Here is a 17,119-nt window from a genome sequence, read left to right as displayed (position 1 = left end):
CCAGCAATCCCTACCCCACTTTCCCGCGACGCCTGTATGGCGAAGGACCCCACGATGAAGATCGCCCTCGACCCCTTCATGCACCGCCACCTCTCGCTTGAGGATCTGCCGCGCAAGGTGCGCGAGCTGGGCTACGACTGGATCGAGATGAGCCCGCGGGGCGACTTCCTCGAATGGTTCAAGGCGCCCCGGGTGTTCCCCGACCGCATCCGGACCTTCAAGGCGGCACTGGCCTCGGAGAACGTCAAGATCGCGTCGCTGCTGCCAATGTACCGCTGGGCGTCCCCCGACGAGACGGAGCGGCAGGCGGCGGTCAAGCACTGGAAGCGCGCCATCGAGATTGCGGTCGAGATGGAAGTGGACACCATGAACTCCGAGTTCGGGCGCGGCCCGCACCCGGACAAGGGGTCCTGCTACTGCTGCCACACCGGAAGCATGGTCGAGGCCTGCGAGGACGCCTGGTGGCGTTCGATGGAAGAGCTCGTGCCGATCTTCGAGCGCGAGGGCATCAACCTCCATGTGGAGCCGCACCCCGAGGACTGGTGCGAGACGATCCAGCCCGCTCTCGACATCATCCGCACGGTGAATTCCCCACGCGTGAAGTTCCTCTACTGCGCGCCCCACACCTTCTACTTCGGCGACGACACCGTCGCGATGCTGCGCGAGGCGAAGGACGTGATCGCGCATGTCCATGTGGGCGACACGTTCAACCACAAGGCCTCCTCGGGCCTGCGCTACATCCTGAACCCGCCCGGCACCCAGGCGCGTGTTCACCAGCACCTCAACATCGGCCAGGGCGAAGTGCCCTGGGACGACTTCTTCGGCACGCTGGCCGAGATCGGCTTCGACGGCATCATGACCGCCTGCGTCTTCGCCTGGGAAGACAAGGCCGACCAGTCCGGCACGTTCATGCGCGCCGAGATGCAACGCTACATCGACAAGCATTGGAGCGCTAAATGACCCTTCGCGTTGGAGTCATTGGGACGGGGATGATCGGTCAGGACCACATCCGCCGTCTCACGCAAGTCCTGTCCGGCGTCCGGGTGGTCGCGGTCACCGACATTGATCAGGGGCGCGCCCTGACCGCTGCTCCCGAGGGCGCCGAGGTCTTCGATACGCCCCAAGCCTTGATCCGGTCCGAGAGCGTGCAAGCGGTGGTGATCTGCTCTTGGGGTCCCGCCCATGAAGAGCAGCTTCTCGAGTGTATCAGCGCCGGCAAGCCGGTCTTTTGCGAGAAGCCCCTCGTGACATCCGAAGCCGCCGCAATACGGGTCATGGACGCCGAAGTGGCCTTCGGGCGCCGCCTCGTGCAGGTGGGCTTCATGCGCCGCTTCGATGGCGACTACCGTCGTCTCAAGGCGGTGATCGACGGCGGCACCCTGGGCGCGCCGCTCCTTTACCACTCGGTGCATCGCAACGCCTCGGTGCCTGAGGGACTCTACACCTCCGACATGCCCCTCAACGACACGCTGGTGCATGACGCGGACATCTCGCGCTGGCTCCTCGACGATGAGATCACCGGCGTGGAGGTGCGCGTGCCCCGACGCTCCTTGCGTGGCAAGGACCTCCGCGATCCGACCCTGGTGCTCCTGCACACCGTCTCCGGCGCGCTCGTGGATGTCGAGATCTCGGTGAACATTGGCTACGGCTACGACATTCGCGGCGAAGTGAGCTGCGAGGAGGGCGTGGCCTCGCTCCCGAACCGCCCGGCCACCGTTATCAGCGACCATCACGGCATCCGCCAGGCCATTCCCGAGGACTGGCGCGAGCGCTTCATCGACGCCTACGACCAGGAGTTCCGCGAGTGGATCGCTGCCGCCGGCCAGGGCACGGCAACGGGCCCCAGCACTTGGGACGGCTATGCGGCCACCCTGGTCGCCGACGCGGCTCTCCGGGCGGTCGAGAGTGGACACCTCGAACCCGTGCGGATGCGCGGCAAGCCCGCGCTCTACGGAGTGCCGGTCGCCGTCGCGGCCTGAGGCCCGGCGCTCCTCCTAAAGAGAAGACAGAACCGATGAAGCTTTCCATTTGCACTGACGTAATGGGCGAGTTGTCCTTTACTGACATGCTCGACAAATGCGTGGCGCTAGGCGTCGAGGGGATCGAGATGACCGGCGGCGGCTGGTCCAAAGGTCCCCACTTTCGCGCCGACCGGCTGCTGGCTGACAAGGGTGCGCTCAGGGCTGCCCTCAAGGAGATAGAGGCGCGCGGCCTCGAGATCGCGGCGCTCAATTGCTCCGCCAACCCCCTCGACCCGGGTCCCCTGGGCGAGCGGCACCGCCGCGAGATCGAGCAAACTGTCCGTCTTGCGGGCGAGATCGGCGTCAAGACTGTGGTGACCATGTCCGGCCTCCCAGCCGCCGCGCCTGGCGACACGGTCCCGAACTGGCTCGTCTACACCAAGAGCTGGCCCGACGAGATGCCCGAGCGCGACCGGTACCAATGGGAAGACTGCGCGATCCCCTATTGGGAGGGCCTTGTGAGGCTCGCCGACGAGGTAGGGGTGGAGCGCTACGCGCTCGAGAACTTCAGTGCCATGCTGGTGTGGAACCCCGAGACGCTGTTCCGCTTGCGCAACGCAGTTGGACCCAAGGTCGGCATGAACCTCGACCCCTCGCACCTGATGTGGATGGGAGCGGACCCCATTGCCTCGGCCCGCGCGCTCAAGGGGGCAATCCACCACTGCCACGGAAAGGACACACGCATCGAGCGAGGCCTCGCGGATGTGAACGGCCTTTTGGAGCTCAAGGACGTCACCGACGTCGCCAACCGGGCCTGGAACTACGTTGCCGTGGGCGCAGGACGTGACCTTCAGTGGTGGAAGGAGTTTTTCTCAGTGGTCCGCATGTGCGGCTACAATGGCTGGGTGAGCCTGGAAATGGAGGACTTCACCATGTCCACCGAGGCAGGCGTTCAATCCTCGATCAATGCGCTCCAAGCTACGATCAGCCGCTAAAACCAACAAGGGCCTTGGACCCTGAACAGCGCCCAGCCCAGCGAGGGTTTTCCTTGCGGGGCTGCGCCTCGACGTATGCCGAGCTGGGAGAAGCAGTACCATGACGGGCAAGACCCTCGACGTCATCACCATCGGACGATCCTCCGTTGACCTATACGGCGCGCAGGTGGGCGGACGGCTCGAGGACATGGGGTCCTTCCAGAAGTACATCGGGGGCAGCCCGACCAACATGGCGGCGGGCACCGCGCGCCTTGGCCTCCGCTCGGCCCTCATCACGAGGGTCGGCGACGAGCACATGGGCCGCTTCATCCGCGAGGAGCTCTCGCGCGAGGGCGTCGACGTCCGGGGCGTGGTGACCGACCCTGAGCGGCTCACCGCGCTCGTGATCCTGGGCATCCGCGACCAAGAGCAGTTCCCCCTCATCTTCTACCGCACCGACTGCGCCGACATGGCCCTCTGCGAGGACGACATCGTCCCATCCTTCATCGCCGAGTCCCGCGCCGTTGTCGCCACTGGCACCCACCTGAGCCACGCCCGCACCGAGGCCGCCGTCCTCAAGGCTCTCCGCCTCGCCCGCGAGACCGGCGCCCAGACTGCGCTCGACATCGACTACCGCCCGAATCTCTGGGGCTTGGCTGGGCACGGGGCAGGGGAGTCACGCTTCATCGAATCCGCCGCCGTCACCGCCAAGCTCCAGGCCCACCTGCATCTCTTCGACCTGATCGTCGGCACCGAGGAGGAGTTCCACATCGCTGGCGGCTCCACGAACACTGTCGAGGCCCTGCGCGCCGTCCGCGCCGTCTCGCAGGCCCACCTCGTCTGCAAGCGCGGGGCCCGCGGCGCCGTCGCCTTTACTGGTGAGATCCCCGACTCCCTCGACGACGGCGAGACCGGTCCCGGCTTCCCCATCGAGGTGTTCAACGTTCTGGGCGCGGGCGACGGCTTCATGTCCGGCCTCCTCAAGGGCTGGCTCGACAACGAGCCCTGGCCCGTGGCGCTCAAGTATGCCAACGCCTGCGGCGCCTTCGCCGTCTCGCGCCACGGCTGCACGCCCGCCTATCCCTCGCTGGAAGAGTTGACCTACTTCCTGAACCGCGGCGTCAAGACGCCCGCGCTGCGCAAGGACCCCGACCTCGAACAGATCCACTGGTCCACGAACCGCCACGGTGTGTGGGACCATATGCGCGTCTTCGCCTTCGACCACCGCAAGCAGCTGGAGGAGATGGAGGGCGCGACCCCCGAGAAGATCGGCGCCTTTAAGCTCCTCTGCCTCCAGGCTGCAGAGCAGGTCGCGGACGGCGGCCCCGGCTACGGCATCCTCTGCGACAACCGCCTGGGCCGCGACGCGCTCTACAGGGCCGCCGGCACGGGCCTCTGGATCGGCCGCCCAGTCGAATGGCCCGGCTCGCGCCCCCTGATGCTGGAGCCCGAGATCGGCCCCGACTTCGGCGGCCTCTCCGAATGGCCGCTGGAGCATGTCGTCAAGGTCCTCTGCTTCTGCCACCCCGACGACGACGCGCAGATGTGGGCGCAACAGGAGGAGACGCTCCTGCGCCTCTTCACCGCCGCCCGCCGCAACCGGCTCGAGTTCCTGCTGGAGGTCATTCCCTCCAAGGTCGCCCCCGTAGACGACGACACCACGGCAAGGATCATCGACCGGATCTACGCCCTCGGCATCTCCCCCGACTGGTGGAAGCTCGAGCCCTTCAAGACGGACGCCGCCTGGACCCGCGCCTGCGACGCCATCACCCGCCACGATCCCTACGTGCGCGGCGTCGTGGTGCTGGGCCTCGACGCCCCCGCCGAGGAGCTGGCCCAGAGCTTCGCGCTGGCCGCCCGGCAGTCCCTCGTGAAGGGCTTCGCCGTGGGCCGAACCATCTTTGGATCGGTGGCGCGTGCGTGGCTGCGAGAGGAGCTTGGAGACACAGACGCGGTTACCGAGATGGCCCGTCGGTTCTCGCACCTGTGCCGCATCTGGGACGAAGCGAGGGCTGCGGCTCCCGGCGAGGCTGATAGGACCCCGCAAACGACGGTCGCATAGGAGTTTGAGATGGTAGATACGATCCGACTGACGGCGGCGCAGGCCATGATGCGTTGGCTGTCTGTGCAGAGGACCGAGGACGGCGACCGCTTCATCGAGGGCGTTTGGGCTATCTTCGGGCATGGCAACGTCGCGGGCATCGGTGAGGCGCTTCACGGCATTGGAGACGCCCTGCCCACGTGGCGCGGCCAGAACGAGCAGACGATGGCCCACGCCGCTATTGCTTACGCCAAGCAGAAGCGCCGCCGGAAGGCGATGGCCGTCACATCCTCCATCGGTCCGGGCGCCACCAATATGGTCACGGCCTGCGCGCTCGCCCACGTTAACCGCCTGCCCGTTCTGTTGATCCCAGGCGACGTCTTCGCCAACCGCCGCCCTGATCCGGTCCTCCAGCAGATCGAGGACTTTGAGGATGGGACGATCAGCGTCAACGACTGCTTCAAGCCGGTCGCCCGCTACTTCGACCGCATTGCCCGCCCCGAGCACCTGCTGACGGCGCTGCCGCGCGCGCTGCAGGTGATGACCGACCCACAAAACGCGGGCCCCGCCGTCCTCGCCTTTTGCCAGGATGTCCAAGCTGAACTCTACGACTACCCAGCGAGCTTCTTCGAGCCGCGCACCTGGCGCACCGACCGCCGCGCCGAGCCTGACCCACGCGAGGTGGCTGATGTGGCGGACATGATTGCCCGTGCCTCCCGGCCCGTCCTTATCTCGGGCGGCGGCGTGCTCTACTCCGGGGCCGAGAACGCGCTCGCGGCCTTCGCCGAGCGCCACAATGTGCCCTTTGTGGAGACCCAGGCCGGCAAGGGCGGGCTCGCAGCCTCACACCCGCTCAACTTCGGCTCACCAGGTGTCACCGGGTCGGACTGTGCCAATGAGATCTGCATGGCGGCCGACCTCGTCATCGGCGTGGGGACGCGGTTCCAGGATTTCACCACAGGCTCTTGGTCGCTGTTCCGCAACGCCGAGCGCCGGCTCGTGTCGATCAACCTGCATCCGTACGACGCGGCTAAGCACCTTGCCATGCCACTGGTCGCGGACGCCCGCGTGGCGCTGGAGCGGCTGTCGGACGCCTTGAGCGACCTACGCTTTGATGGCCACGACCCCTCTGCCCGGGAGGCTTGGCTGGCCGAAGTAGGCCGCGTGACCGCTGCGCCTGCGCCTGACTCCAACGCCCTCCCCACCGATGCCCAAGTCATTGGCGCGGTCCAGCGCGCGGCGGGCGAGGACACTGTTGTGATGTGCGCCGCCGGCACCATGCCAGGCGCGCTGCAGGTGCTCTGGCAGGCGGCGCGGGGGGGCTACCATATGGAATACGGCTACTCCTGCATGGGCTACGAGGTCGCGGGCGCCATGGGCATCAAGATCGCCGCGCCTGACAAGGAGGTAATCTGCTTTGTGGGCGACGGCAGCTACATGATGGCCAACTCCGAGCTGGCCACTGCTGTCATGCGCCGCATCCCCTTCACGGTCGTCTTGACCGACAACCGCGGCTACGGATGCATCAACCGCCTCCAGATCGAGTGCGGCGGTGCCGAGTTCAATAACATGTACAAAGACAGCCTAGTCGAGACCCAGCCCGAAATCGACTTCGTGGCCCATGCCCGGTCGATGGGCGCTACGGCCGTCAAGGCCGCCGACATCGCAGCACTCGGCGCCGAAATCGCCGACGCCCGCGGGCGTGACGTGCCCACCGTGATCGTTATCGACACCGACGCCGTCCCTGGGCTCGGGGTGGGGGGCACCTGGTGGGACGTGGCCGTCCCGCAAGTGGGCGGGCCCGAGCGGCTTGAGGAGGCGAGGCGCCGCTACGATGCGACCGCAGCGCTCCAGAGGACGTTTAACTGATGCGCCCGAGCTCGGATCGCGAGGGCAATCCATGACCGACCTGCTCCGCCGGCCATTCGGCAGCCACGGCCGCGTCCACGAGATCACCCCAGCGAGCGCGGGCTGGCGGTACGTTGGTTTCTCGCTCTGGCGGCTCCGCGCGGGTGAAACGGCCACCGAGGCAACCGGCGAGCGCGAAGTCATCCTCGTGATGGTCGAGGGCCGCGCCCGGCTCTCGGGCGCGGGTCAGGACTGGGGGACCTTGGGCGACCGAATGGACGTCTTCGAGAAGACGCCGCCGCACTGCCTTTACCTGCCGAACGGCACCACCTGGGAGGTTGTGGCCGAGACTGACTGCGTCCTCGCCGTCTGCTCCGCGCCGGGCCAGGGCAGGCATGCGGCGCGGCGGATCGGGCCGGAGGGGATCGTGCTGACCCCGCGTGGTACAGGTTCCAACACGCGCCACATCAACAACATCGCCATGGAAGCCGAGGACACCGCTGACAGTCTCCTGGTGACCGAGGTCTTCACGCCGGCGGGGAACTGGTCGTCCTATCCGAGCCACCGCCACGACGAGGACGACTTCCCGCGCATCACCTACCTCGAAGAGACCTATTATCACCGGCTGAACCCGGCTCAGGGTTTTGGTATCCAGCGCGTCTACACCGAGGACGGCAGCCTCGACGAGACGATGGTGGTGAGGGACGGCGACGTGACGCTTGTGCCGCGCGGACACCACCCTTGCGGCACCCCGCACGGCTACGAGCTTTACTACCTGAACGTCATGGCGGGCCCCCGTCGAGCGTGGCGGTTCGAGCCCGATCCCGCGCACCGCTGGATCATGGAACGCGACACCAACCCTCCGAAATGACGCCGGCGCGTGCCGGTCGCTTAACCACAGCACTGTTTTATGAGCCGGAGCCGGCAGCGGCTCAATTGCGGTCTCGGGTGGCCGACACGCGTCACGGCTCTCCAAGAGCCACTGAAACTGGAGGCGGAGGAACGATGAGGATCGGACTGGTCGGCTACGGCACCGGAGGCCGGCACTTCCACGCGCCCTTCATCGCGGCCGCGGAGGGTGTCGAGCTGGTTGGCGTCGTGGCGCGCGCGCCAGCAACCATCCTGGCCGTCCAGCGCGACCTGCCCTGCGTCGCAATCCACTCCAGCCTCTCGGCCATGATCGCCGCAGGGGGCCTCGATGCCGTGACGATCACGACTCCCCCTGAAACCCGTCGAGATTTGGTGCTCGAGGCGATCGAGGCCGGGCTGCACGTGATCGCCGACAAGCCCTTCGCACCGAACGCGGAGGGCGGTCGAGAGCTCGACGCCGCAGCACAAGCCCACGGGGTCCTCCTCGGCGTGTTTCACAACCGCCGCTGGGACTCCGACATCCTGACGCTTCGCGGCGTGATCGACGACGGGCTCCTCGGTTGTCTCTGGCGCATTCACTCGCGGATGGAGTTTGACGACGCGGCGACGCTCGAGGCGGGACCCACGGGAGGTCTCCTGCGCGACTTGGGGAGCCACCTCGTGGACCAGATGCTCTGGCTCTTGGGACCAGCTACGACCGTGGACGCCCAGCTCGACATGGTCGACCTCGTGCAGGGGACGACAGATGCTGGGTTCACCATCACCCTACGCCACGCGTCGGGCGCTCATTCCCATCTGTCTGCGAGCAAGTTGAACCACATCACGTCGCGCGAGCTGCGCGCTTATGGGGAGGCCGGCAGCTACGTGTCTTCGAGCATCGATGTCCAGGCGCAGGCGATCTTCGCCGGCCGACGTCCGATCGACGACCCGAGGGGCTGGGGCTACGAGCCAGAGGGCAACTGGGGAACCCTGTCCACGACCACTGGCCGGACACAAGTCCCGTCCAAGCAGGGACGTTACCAAGACTATTACTCGACCTTCGCTCGTGCTGTCCGGGAAGGACGCCCGCCACCTGTGAGTGCCGCCGAGGCGGTCAACGTCCTGATGATCTTGGATGCTGCCCGCCAAAGCGCCGAAAACGGTCATTCTGTCTCTCTTTGAACGCGAAACGAGATGCATACGACAGCCGCGAAAGGACGCTCTATGGCCGCCCCTGAGTTTCACGACCGCCTCCTATCCCTTGGCCTCGCCCGAGTCTCGGAGGCCGCAGCCATAGCCTGCGCGCCGCTGGTGGGACGCGGCGACGAGAAGGCGGCCGACCAAGCCGCTGTCGACGCCATGCGCCGCGAACTCAATAAGCTCGACATCCAGGGCGTCGTCGTTATTGGCGAGGGCGAGCGCGACGAGGCGCCGATGCTCTATATCGGCGAGGAGGTAGGCACCGGCCAGGGACCGGCGGTCGACATCGCCCTGGACCCGCTGGAGGGCACGACTCTCACCGCCCGCGACATGCCAAACGCTTTGGCGGTGATCGCCATGGGCCCGCGTGGCACCATGCTCCACGCGCCCGACACCTACATGGAAAAGCTCGCTATCGGTCCCGGCTTCCGCCGCGGCGTCGTTACCCTCGACATGACCCCGGCCGAGCGCGTCTCGGCGCTGGCCTCGGCCAAGGGCTGCTCAACCAACGACATCACCGTCTGCGTCCTCGACCGCGAGCGCCACGAGAGGATGATCGCTGAGATCAGGTCTACGGGCGCGTCCATCCGCTTCATCACCGACGGCGACGTCGCGGGCGTGATGCACTGCGCAGAGCCGGCGAGGACCGGTATCGATATGTACATGGGCTCGGGCGGTGCCCCAGAGGGGGTGCTGGCGGCGGCAGCCCTCAAGTGCATGGGCGGGCAAATCTTCGGCCGCCTGTTGTTTCGCAATGACGGCGAACGGGATCGGGCGGCCAAGGCCGGGATCACCAACTTGGATCGCGTCTACACCCGCGACGACATGGTCACTGGCGACGTGATCTTCGCCGCCACTGGCGTCACCGACGGCTCGCTCCTGCCAGGCGTCCGCTCGGACCCCGAGAGCGTCACTGTGGAGACGGTGCTGATGCGCTCCAAGACTGGGTCGGTTCGGCGGATGACCTACACAAACCCCAGGCAACCTAGCGGGCGCTGAAGCCCTCAAATCTTCGCTCCCACCGTCTCCGAAACGCAGCAAAGGCCATCGCCACATGACCGTTACACCCGTCGTCCAGTCAATCCTCCGGAACTATGAAGGCGAAAACCCCGGGGTGAAGGCGAACCTCGTCCGCATGCTGATGCAGGGGCGTCTGGCCGGGACCGGCAAGATGATCATCCTTCCCGTCGACCAGGGGTTCGAGCACGGGCCCGCCCGCAGCTTCGCCGTGAACCCCGCAGCCTATGACCCCCACTACCACTACCAGCTCGCCCTCGACGCGGGGCTCTCGGCCTATGCCGCGCCGCTCGGTCCCCTGGAGGCCGGGGCCGACACCTTCGCGGGCCAGATCCCGCTGATCCTCAAGGTGAACTCCTCGAACTCGCTCCTGCCCTCCAACCAGCCCAAGACGCAGGCCATCACCGCGACGGTGGACGACGCCCTGCGCCTCGGCTGCGCGGCCATCGGCTTCACGATCTACCCGGGCTCCTCCCTCTCGCTGGAGATGTTCGAGGACATCGCCGAGATGCGGAAGGAGGCGGCCTCCAAGGGCGTCGCGACCGTGATCTGGTCCTATCCGCGCGGCGAGGACCTCGACAGCAAGGCCGAGACGGCGGTGGACGTGACGGCCTACGCTGCCCACATCGCCGCGCTTCTCGGCGCGCACATCATCAAGGTGAAGCTGCCGACGGACCATGTCTCGCAGTCCGAGGCCAAGAAGGTCTACGACGCCCAGAAGATCGACGTCGCGACCGGCGGCGCCCGCGTGCGCCACGTCGTGCAAGCCTGCCTCGGCGGGCGGCGGATCGTGGTCTTCTCCGGCGGCGCGGCCAAGGGCGAGGACTCGGTCCTCCAGGACGCACGCGACATCGCGGCGGGCGGCGGCAACGGCTCGATCATCGGCCGCAACGTCTTCCAGCGCCCTCGCGCCCAGGCCGTGGCGCTGCTCGACCAGCTCGTAGCTGCTTATCAGCACTGAAACCGACCCCCAGGCCTGCGGAGGCCAGAGCAGAGGATGTAATCTATGAGTGAGATCGCCCACTATATCGACAACGCCCGTGTCGCGGGCACGTCCGGCCGCAGCCAGCCGGTCTGGAATCCTGCAACGGGGCAGAGCGAGAGGACCGTTGCTCTTGCTTCGACCGAGGAGGTCGGCCGAGCCGTAGCCTCGGCGCGAGCAGCTTGGCCGGCCTGGGCGCGCACGCCATCGCTGCGCCGCGCGCGCATCCTCGACCGTTTCAAGACGATCCTATGGGAGCGCGCTGACCAGCTGGCCGAGGTGATCTCGGCCGAGCACGGCAAGACCCATGACGACGCCGTAGGCGAGGTCACACGGGGCCTCGAGGTGGTGGAGTTCGCCGTGGGTGCCCCCCACCTCCTCAAGGGCGAGATCACCGAGAACGTCGGCACGGCCGTCGATAGCCACTCGCTGCGTCAGCCGCTGGGCGTAGTGGCCGGGATCACGCCATTCAACTTCCCGGTAATGGTGCCCATGTGGATGTTCCCCGTGGCCCTGGCCTGCGGCAACTGCTTCATCCTGAAGCCGAGCGAGCGCGACCCGTCCGCGTCGCTCCTCCTCGCCGAGTGGCTGACCGAGGCCGGGCTGCCGAAGGGCGTCTTCAACGTCGTCCAAGGAGACAAGGAGGCTGTCGACACCCTGTTGGCGCACCCTGACGTGAAGGCCGTGAGCTTCGTCGGCTCCACGCCGATTGCACGGTACATCTACGAGACCGGGACAAAGAACGGAAAGCGGGTGCAGGCTCTCGGGGGCGCCAAAAATCACATGGTGATCCTGCCCGACGCCGACCTCGACATGGCAGCGAACGCGCTGATGGGTGCGGCCTACGGTTCGGCCGGCGAGCGCTGCATGGCGATCTCGGTGGCCGTGCCAGTGACCGACCGCGTGGCTGACGCGCTGATCGCCAAACTGATCCCCAAGATCGAGGCGCTGAAGGTCGGGCCCGCAGCTGACCGCTCATCAGACATGGGGCCGCTCGTGACTGCGCAGCACCTTGCCAAGGTTCGCGGCTATGTCGACGCGGGCGAGGCCGAGGGCGCGAAGATCGTCGTTGACGGTCGCAGGTTCCGCATGGACCGGCAGGGCTACGAGGACGGCTACTATATCGGCGGCACGCTCATCGACGACGTGACGCCCGACATGACGATCTGGAAGGAGGAGATCTTCGGCCCCGTCCTGTCAGTCGTGCGGCGCAAATCCTACGCCGAGGCCGTCGAGCTGATCCAGGGACACGACTACGCCAACGGCGTGGCAATCTTTACCCGCGACGGGGATGCGGCCCGGACATTCGCCCACGACATCGAGGTGGGCATGGTGGGCGTCAATGTCCCTATCCCCGTGCCAATGGCGTTCCACTCGTTTGGCGGCTGGAAGCAGTCGCTGTTCGGCGACCACCACATGCACGGGGCTGAGGGCGTGCGCTTCTACACCCGCCTCAAGACCATCACCACCCGCTGGCCCACAGGCGTTCGCTCCGACCCGGAGTTCGTGATGCCGACGATGGGCTGATCAGCGTTCCCCGGCCGGCATCGCGCCGGCCGGGAGACTAGGTCTCAGCCAAGGATGCACCCAGATCAGAGACTCAAGGGCTGAGCTACCCAAAGCAGATGTCTCTCCGACCCAGGCCCTCCAGCCGCTTAACCTGTGCGCATCTCACGTGCGTATTCTCAGGCTTCTGGTCTCCTGCGGGTGTGATCAAAACCAGATTTGCTCGCGAACAGAATGTCATTCAGGACCCTGCGGAGTAGGGGAGCGGGCTGGTCTGAGTTTTCGTTGGGCAGCAACTGGCCAGGTCGCTAACCCCCGCTGACACTTCGCTCGAGGACACAGTCCGAAAGCGGCCGCCCTCTGCCTCAGCAAACGCCTGGTTCCGATGCGTTCGGATTTGAGGACGGGTTCGGCGACGCTCTCCGTGCCAGACTGGTCAGACTTGCCGAAAGATCGGCCGGCCGGAACGGCTTGGTGAGCCGGGGCAGGCCCAGAGCAACACCCTCCACCTCGGCATAGCCGCTGATAATGAGCACCGGGAGGCTGGGACGCTGCTGCCGGACGGTGTGGGCCAGTTCGGTGCCCGTGAGACCCGGCATCAGGTGGTCCGTCACAAGAAGATCCGGGGCAAGGCCTTGGTCCAGGAGGCGCAAGGCCGCTTCGGCAGATCCAGCCTCGGTGACGCTGTAGCCCAGGTCGGCTAGCATATCGGCCACGGTGGCTCGCACCAGGTCCTCATCATCGACCAGAAGGACGGTGCCCTTCCCCGACGTGGCGTTCTCCTGCGCGTCCGGAACCGCCACGGCAGTTAGCCCGGGCGCGACCTCAGCTTCCGCCACCGGCAGCCAGAGCTCGACGTTGGTGCCCAGCCCGGGCTTGCTCTGGATCGTGAGCGCTCCACCAAGCTGGGAGGCAAGCCCATGTACCATGCTGAGGCCTAGCCCTGTTCCACGGCCGATGCCCTTGGTCGAGAAGAAGGGCTCCACAGCCCGCGCGAGCGTGGCCTCGTCCATGCCGACGCCGGTGTCGGCCACCGACAGGCACACATAGCGGCCCGGGGCTGCGGCGACTGAGGTCTGCTCCAGTCCCACCACATCGCTCGTGGCCGAGATGCGCAACGTGCCCCCGTCCGGCATGGCATCGCGCCCGTTCACGGCGAGGTTGAGGACCGCCATCTCGAGTTGGTTGGCATCGGCCAGGGCCGCGGGCAGGCCGGGTTCGACGGCTACCGCCACGCGGATCTGCGGGCCGGTGGTGCTGGCCACCAAACCGGCCATGCCCTGGATCAGCTCGGCCACGTTGATGGCGGTCGGCTGGAGCGGTTGGCGACGCGCGAAGGCTAAGAGGCGCTGGACCAGGGTGCGGGCCCGCTCGGCCGACTGGAGCGCTCCGTCGATCATGCGGCGGTCGCGCTCGTCGCCCACGCCCCTGCGCTGCAGACGGTCAAGCCCGCCCAGGATCGGGGTCAGCAAGTTGTTAAAGTCGTGAGCCACCCCGCCCGTGAGCTGGCCCATGGCGTCCATCTTTTGGCTCTGACGCAGCGCCTCCTCCGCCTGGACTTGGGAGGTCATGTCCCGGCCGGAGCCCACGATGCGCACGATCCGTCCCGTCTCGTCGCGCACCGGCACCAAGACGGTCTCAAAGTGCATCACCTGCCCGCCGATGTCGGCGCTCTCGCGGTAGCGCTGGATCTCGCCCGTCTCGAGCACCCGGCGGTAGTTGGCGGCCACCACCTCGGCCGCCCCGGGCGGGAGCTGCTCCTCAAGCGGCCGTCCGCGCACAGGCTCAAGGCCCAAGCCGGCCATCGCCCTACGATGCGCCGGGTTCACCTCCTCGATGGTGAACCCTCCATCAGACTGGATCCCGATTACGAAGAGCCCTTCGGCCGAGTTCTGGAAGTAGGCACGGTAGAGCGCATCCGCCTCGTGCCGCGCGGCCTCAGCCGCCTCGAGCTGTGCCTGGCGTTCCTTGTCTCCGGTGATGTCGCGACCATAGGCGTAGACCAGATCGCCCTCGACCGAGGTGTGCCAGGACAGCCACCGGAGCGTGCCGTCTCGATGATAGAAACGGGCCTCAAAGTTGGTGACGTCGTGCCCCGCGGCAGCCTCGTTGATGGCCTGCTGCGTGAGTTCGGCGTCTTCTGGAAGGACGAACCTCCGGAAGGAGTGCCCCACCACCTCACGGGGCTCAAGGCCCAGGATTGCGCTCACGGCCGGGTTGATGGCGCGTACGATACCGTCAGCTCCAAGCACAACGAAGAGATCCCGCGAGAGCCGCCACACCCGGTCGCGCTCGGCTGTGCGCTCGGCGACCCGCTGCTCGAGCGTCTCATTCAGATCGCGCAAACGCGCCTCGCTCTTGCGCAGCGCCGCCTCGGTGCGCTTGCGCTCCGAGATGTCCTGCACCGTCCCGATCAGCCGCACGGCCTGCTGGCCGTTGAAGTGGACGCGGCCCGTGGCTGCGACCCAGCGCTCGCCGTGGTGCTGGCAGTGGCGTACCCGGTACTCGGCCGCGTAGAGGTGGTCGCCCCCTGGATCGTTAGCCCGCGCCAGGGCCAGCTCGACTCGGTCCCGGTCATCGGGGTGAATGCCAGACAGGAAGATCTCGTCGGTGATGTCCTCGTCTGGTCCAATACCCCAGAGGTCCCTTTGACGCGGGTCCCACGCCATCGCACCTGTAGCCAAGTCGACGTCGAAGATGCCGATCCGGGCGGCTTCGGTCGCAAGCTGGAGCCGCTCCTCTGCCGCCCGCCATTGGGTCACGTCCTGACCCACCATGAGAAAACCCATCGGTCGACCATCAGAACCAGCGATCGGCCGGACCACACCCTCGATGAAGACGCGCGAGCTATCCTTGCGGACGTGCCAGTGCTCATTGGGCGCCTGCCCGGTTGCTTGTGCTTCCTCCCGCTCCTTCGCGGGCTGGCCGGCTTGCCGGTCCTCGGGCGTGAAGATGATATCCACCGCTTGGCCCACGGCTTCGTCTGCCGTCCACCCGAACACCTTCTGGGCTCCAGGCGGCCAGGTCTCGATCCGGCCCTCCGGGTCGGTGGTGAAGATGGCGTAGTCGGTCGCGGTCTCGACGATTGCGCGGAAGCGCTCTTCGCTTTGGCGCAGCAGGGCCGCAGGCGTGGTCTCCGCCGCGACGCACAGCACGCCGCCCACACCTTGGGGCGCGGCCTCGTCCGGAATGGGCGAGAAGCTGGAGGTGTAGTAGATCTCGCGGACCTCGCCGTCACGTCGGTAGGCGATCGGCTGGTCTGCGTGAAACAGAGGCTGGCCGCCGTCCAGCACGCTTTCGAGTTGCGGTCCCGCTAAGGACCAAGTGTCCGCCCAGGTCTCCGAGGCTGGCCGTCCCAGTGCCAAACAATGCCGCTCGGTGTCCAGAAGCCGGCGGTAGGCGTCGTTGTAGATCTGGATGAACTCCGGTCCCCAGCCGATCCACATGGCCTGCGGGATACTCAGGATGGTCCCGACCAAGGTCTGCAGAGGCGGGGGCCAGCCCTCGATGGGCCCGAGCGGGGTGGCGGACCAGTCGTGAGCACGAATGAGGTCCGCCATCTCGCCGGAAGTTTGAGGCCAAGTACCTGCCCGGCTGGGCTGGGTCACGGATCCCTTGTTCATGCCGATCGTCATCTGGCCATCACCTCAGGTCGTGTAACCCCGTCTCCGCTTGGCTCGGAGCAGAGCCTCAAGAGCTCTTCTGGCTTCGCTGGGCTCCAGATACCACTCCGTCCGTCTCCGGCCTTCAGAGCCAAGCCGCCCCCACTGGCGCGTCACCCCACATTCGCCAAAGAGGCTGGTGGTGAGCGCCAGGCTGTAGAACCGGCGCATGTTGCACGATGGGTCAACCCGAGTGAGATGGACCGGGGATGGCTCCGAGCCTTTACTGGTGGGACTAGGCGCAAGCTGCGGTGCAGCTGAAGCAGCAATGGGCGGCAGTGCCGCCAGCCAATCCAACAGATCCAGCTGCTCGGGCTCCCTCATGATCCAGCTCCGCTCATGATCCAGCTCCGCTCATGCTCCGCGTCCGTGCCCCTGGGAAGTAGGCGTAGAACGTGGCCCGGCTCACGCCCAGCCTCTTGGCAATCTGCGCCACTGGGATGCTGGCGTCCTTGAGGAGCGCGCGAGCCATCGCGAGGTCCTCGTCAGAAAGCTTGCGCCGGCGCCCGCCCTTGCGGCCCCGGGCCGCCGCAGCCCGGAGCCCCTCCAGCGTGCGCTCGCGGTTGAGGTCCAGGAAGTACTCGGCGATGGTGCCCAGGAAGTTGAACATGAGCCGGCCCGTGGGGGTCTCGGTGTCCACGGCCTCGGTGAGGGAGCGCAGCCTCACCCCTTGCGCCTGCAGCTTGTGGGCGGTGTCCAGCATCTCCCGCAGGCTCCGGCCCAGCCGGTCCACCTTCCAGACCACGAGCTGATCCTCAGGCCGGAGGAAGGCGAGCGCAGCCTCGAGGGCCGGGCGCTTGGTTCCCGCGCGCCCGCTCTCCTTTTCCTCGAAGATGCGGCCGCATCCAGCACGCGAGAGAGCATCCCTCTGCAGGTCCAAGTTCTGGTCGTCGGTGGAAACGCGAGCATATCCGATGAGCATGTCAGGATGGTAGCTGAACAGGGTATCCTGGACAAATGATTTCCTGACACGGTTTTCGGACAGGAAAGTGCCTCAAAAGCGCGGTCTGTAACCGCTGCCGCTATTTGGCCGGGTTCGGCTGGGGCTGGCTGGCCGCCTGGTGGGCGCGGACGTAGGC

At 66.8% G+C, this 17,119-nt stretch carries 13 protein-coding genes; 10 read left to right on the top strand and 3 right to left on the bottom strand.

Annotation, left to right across the window (positions count from 1 at the left end; all coding sequences use genetic code 11):
- Window positions 1-54: 54 nt before the first annotated feature.
- The 10 genes from FHG66_RS18300 (at window position 55) to FHG66_RS18255 (ending at window position 12,399) form a co-directional block, all read left to right on the top strand.
- The gene (locus FHG66_RS18300; protein ID WP_139078499.1) at window positions 55-960 is read left to right on the top strand and encodes a sugar phosphate isomerase/epimerase family protein; all 906 of its coding nucleotides are present in this window, start codon (window positions 55-57) and stop codon (window positions 958-960) included.
- A complete protein-coding gene (locus FHG66_RS18295; RefSeq protein WP_139078498.1) occupies window positions 957-1,979 on the top strand; it encodes a Gfo/Idh/MocA family oxidoreductase in 1,023 nt (340 codons plus the stop codon). The genes FHG66_RS18300 and FHG66_RS18295 overlap by 4 nt, the downstream gene beginning before the upstream one ends.
- 35 nt (window positions 1,980-2,014) lie before the next feature.
- Window positions 2,015-2,956: a sugar phosphate isomerase/epimerase family protein gene (locus FHG66_RS18290; RefSeq protein WP_139078497.1), complete on the top strand. Its 942-nt coding sequence runs from the start codon at window positions 2,015-2,017 to the stop codon at window positions 2,954-2,956.
- A 100-nt stretch (window positions 2,957-3,056) separates the two neighbouring features.
- Window positions 3,057-4,997: a bifunctional 5-dehydro-2-deoxygluconokinase/5-dehydro-2-deoxyphosphogluconate aldolase gene (locus FHG66_RS18285; protein WP_139078496.1), complete on the top strand. Its 1,941-nt coding sequence runs from the start codon at window positions 3,057-3,059 to the stop codon at window positions 4,995-4,997.
- A 9-nt stretch (window positions 4,998-5,006) separates the two neighbouring features.
- The gene (iolD, locus tag FHG66_RS18280) at window positions 5,007-6,845 is read left to right on the top strand and encodes a 3D-(3,5/4)-trihydroxycyclohexane-1,2-dione acylhydrolase (decyclizing) (RefSeq protein ID WP_139078495.1); all 1,839 of its coding nucleotides are present in this window, start codon (window positions 5,007-5,009) and stop codon (window positions 6,843-6,845) included.
- Window positions 6,846-6,876: 31 nt separating this feature from the next.
- Window positions 6,877-7,695, top strand: a complete 819-nt coding sequence (iolB, locus tag FHG66_RS18275; RefSeq protein WP_139078494.1) for a 5-deoxy-glucuronate isomerase — start codon at window positions 6,877-6,879, stop codon at window positions 7,693-7,695.
- 134 nt (window positions 7,696-7,829) lie between these two features.
- On the top strand, window positions 7,830-8,855 hold the full coding sequence (locus FHG66_RS18270) for a Gfo/Idh/MocA family protein (RefSeq protein WP_139078493.1): 1,026 nt from the start codon (window positions 7,830-7,832) through the stop codon (window positions 8,853-8,855).
- Between the two features lie 42 nt (window positions 8,856-8,897).
- Complete coding sequence (glpX, locus tag FHG66_RS18265; protein ID WP_139078492.1) at window positions 8,898-9,872, top strand: class II fructose-bisphosphatase; 975 nt, start codon at window positions 8,898-8,900, stop codon at window positions 9,870-9,872.
- A 55-nt stretch (window positions 9,873-9,927) separates the two neighbouring features.
- Complete coding sequence (locus tag FHG66_RS18260; RefSeq protein ID WP_139078491.1) at window positions 9,928-10,851, top strand: class I fructose-bisphosphate aldolase; 924 nt, start codon at window positions 9,928-9,930, stop codon at window positions 10,849-10,851.
- A 45-nt stretch (window positions 10,852-10,896) separates the two neighbouring features.
- Window positions 10,897-12,399 (top strand): CoA-acylating methylmalonate-semialdehyde dehydrogenase, encoded by a 1,503-nt coding sequence (locus tag FHG66_RS18255; RefSeq protein ID WP_139078490.1) that lies wholly within the window; start codon window positions 10,897-10,899, stop codon window positions 12,397-12,399.
- Between the two features lie 344 nt (window positions 12,400-12,743).
- Here the strand turns inward: FHG66_RS18255 and FHG66_RS18250 are convergent, their stop codons facing one another.
- The 3 genes from FHG66_RS18250 to FHG66_RS18240 are packed head-to-tail and all read right to left on the bottom strand — an operon-like array spanning window position 12,744 to window position 16,962.
- Complete coding sequence (locus FHG66_RS18250; protein WP_176556338.1) at window positions 12,744-16,001, bottom strand: hybrid sensor histidine kinase/response regulator; 3,258 nt, start codon at window positions 15,999-16,001, stop codon at window positions 12,744-12,746.
- Window positions 16,002-16,025: 24 nt separating this feature from the next.
- Window positions 16,026-16,364 (bottom strand): WGR domain-containing protein, encoded by a 339-nt coding sequence (locus FHG66_RS22700; RefSeq protein ID WP_139078488.1) that lies wholly within the window; start codon window positions 16,362-16,364, stop codon window positions 16,026-16,028.
- A gap of 13 nt (window positions 16,365-16,377) precedes the next feature.
- Complete coding sequence (locus tag FHG66_RS18240) at window positions 16,378-16,962, bottom strand: recombinase family protein (protein ID WP_139078487.1); 585 nt, start codon at window positions 16,960-16,962, stop codon at window positions 16,378-16,380.
- Between the last annotated feature and the right edge of the window lie 157 nt (window positions 16,963-17,119).

The sequence above is a fragment of the Rubellimicrobium rubrum genome, assembly GCF_006152115.1.
In the GTDB taxonomy this organism is placed as follows: Bacteria; Pseudomonadota; Alphaproteobacteria; order Rhodobacterales; family Rhodobacteraceae; genus Rubellimicrobium; species Rubellimicrobium rubrum.
The sequence above is the reverse complement of the archived record's forward strand: the minus strand, read 5'-3'. Positions and strand labels throughout refer to the sequence as shown.

Coding starts and splice junctions, on each gene's coding strand:
- FHG66_RS18300 (WP_139078499.1), top strand. CDS start 55: ATGAAGATCGCCCTCGACCCCTTCATGCACCGCCACCTCTCGCTTGAG.
- iolB (WP_139078494.1), top strand. CDS start 6,877: ATGACCGACCTGCTCCGCCGGCCATTCGGCAGCCACGGCCGCGTCCAC.
- FHG66_RS22700 (WP_139078488.1), bottom strand. CDS start 16,364: ATGAGGGAGCCCGAGCAGCTGGATCTGTTGGATTGGCTGGCGGCACTG.
- FHG66_RS18240 (WP_139078487.1), bottom strand. CDS start 16,962: ATGCTCATCGGATATGCTCGCGTTTCCACCGACGACCAGAACTTGGAC.
- glpX (WP_139078492.1), top strand. CDS start 8,898: ATGGCCGCCCCTGAGTTTCACGACCGCCTCCTATCCCTTGGCCTCGCC.
- FHG66_RS18285 (WP_139078496.1), top strand. CDS start 3,057: ATGACGGGCAAGACCCTCGACGTCATCACCATCGGACGATCCTCCGTT.
- iolD (WP_139078495.1), top strand. CDS start 5,007: ATGGTAGATACGATCCGACTGACGGCGGCGCAGGCCATGATGCGTTGG.
- FHG66_RS18290 (WP_139078497.1), top strand. CDS start 2,015: ATGAAGCTTTCCATTTGCACTGACGTAATGGGCGAGTTGTCCTTTACT.
- FHG66_RS18250 (WP_176556338.1), bottom strand. CDS start 16,001: ATGAACAAGGGATCCGTGACCCAGCCCAGCCGGGCAGGTACTTGGCCT.
- FHG66_RS18255 (WP_139078490.1), top strand. CDS start 10,897: ATGAGTGAGATCGCCCACTATATCGACAACGCCCGTGTCGCGGGCACG.
- FHG66_RS18270 (WP_139078493.1), top strand. CDS start 7,830: ATGAGGATCGGACTGGTCGGCTACGGCACCGGAGGCCGGCACTTCCAC.
- FHG66_RS18295 (WP_139078498.1), top strand. CDS start 957: ATGACCCTTCGCGTTGGAGTCATTGGGACGGGGATGATCGGTCAGGAC.
- FHG66_RS18260 (WP_139078491.1), top strand. CDS start 9,928: ATGACCGTTACACCCGTCGTCCAGTCAATCCTCCGGAACTATGAAGGC.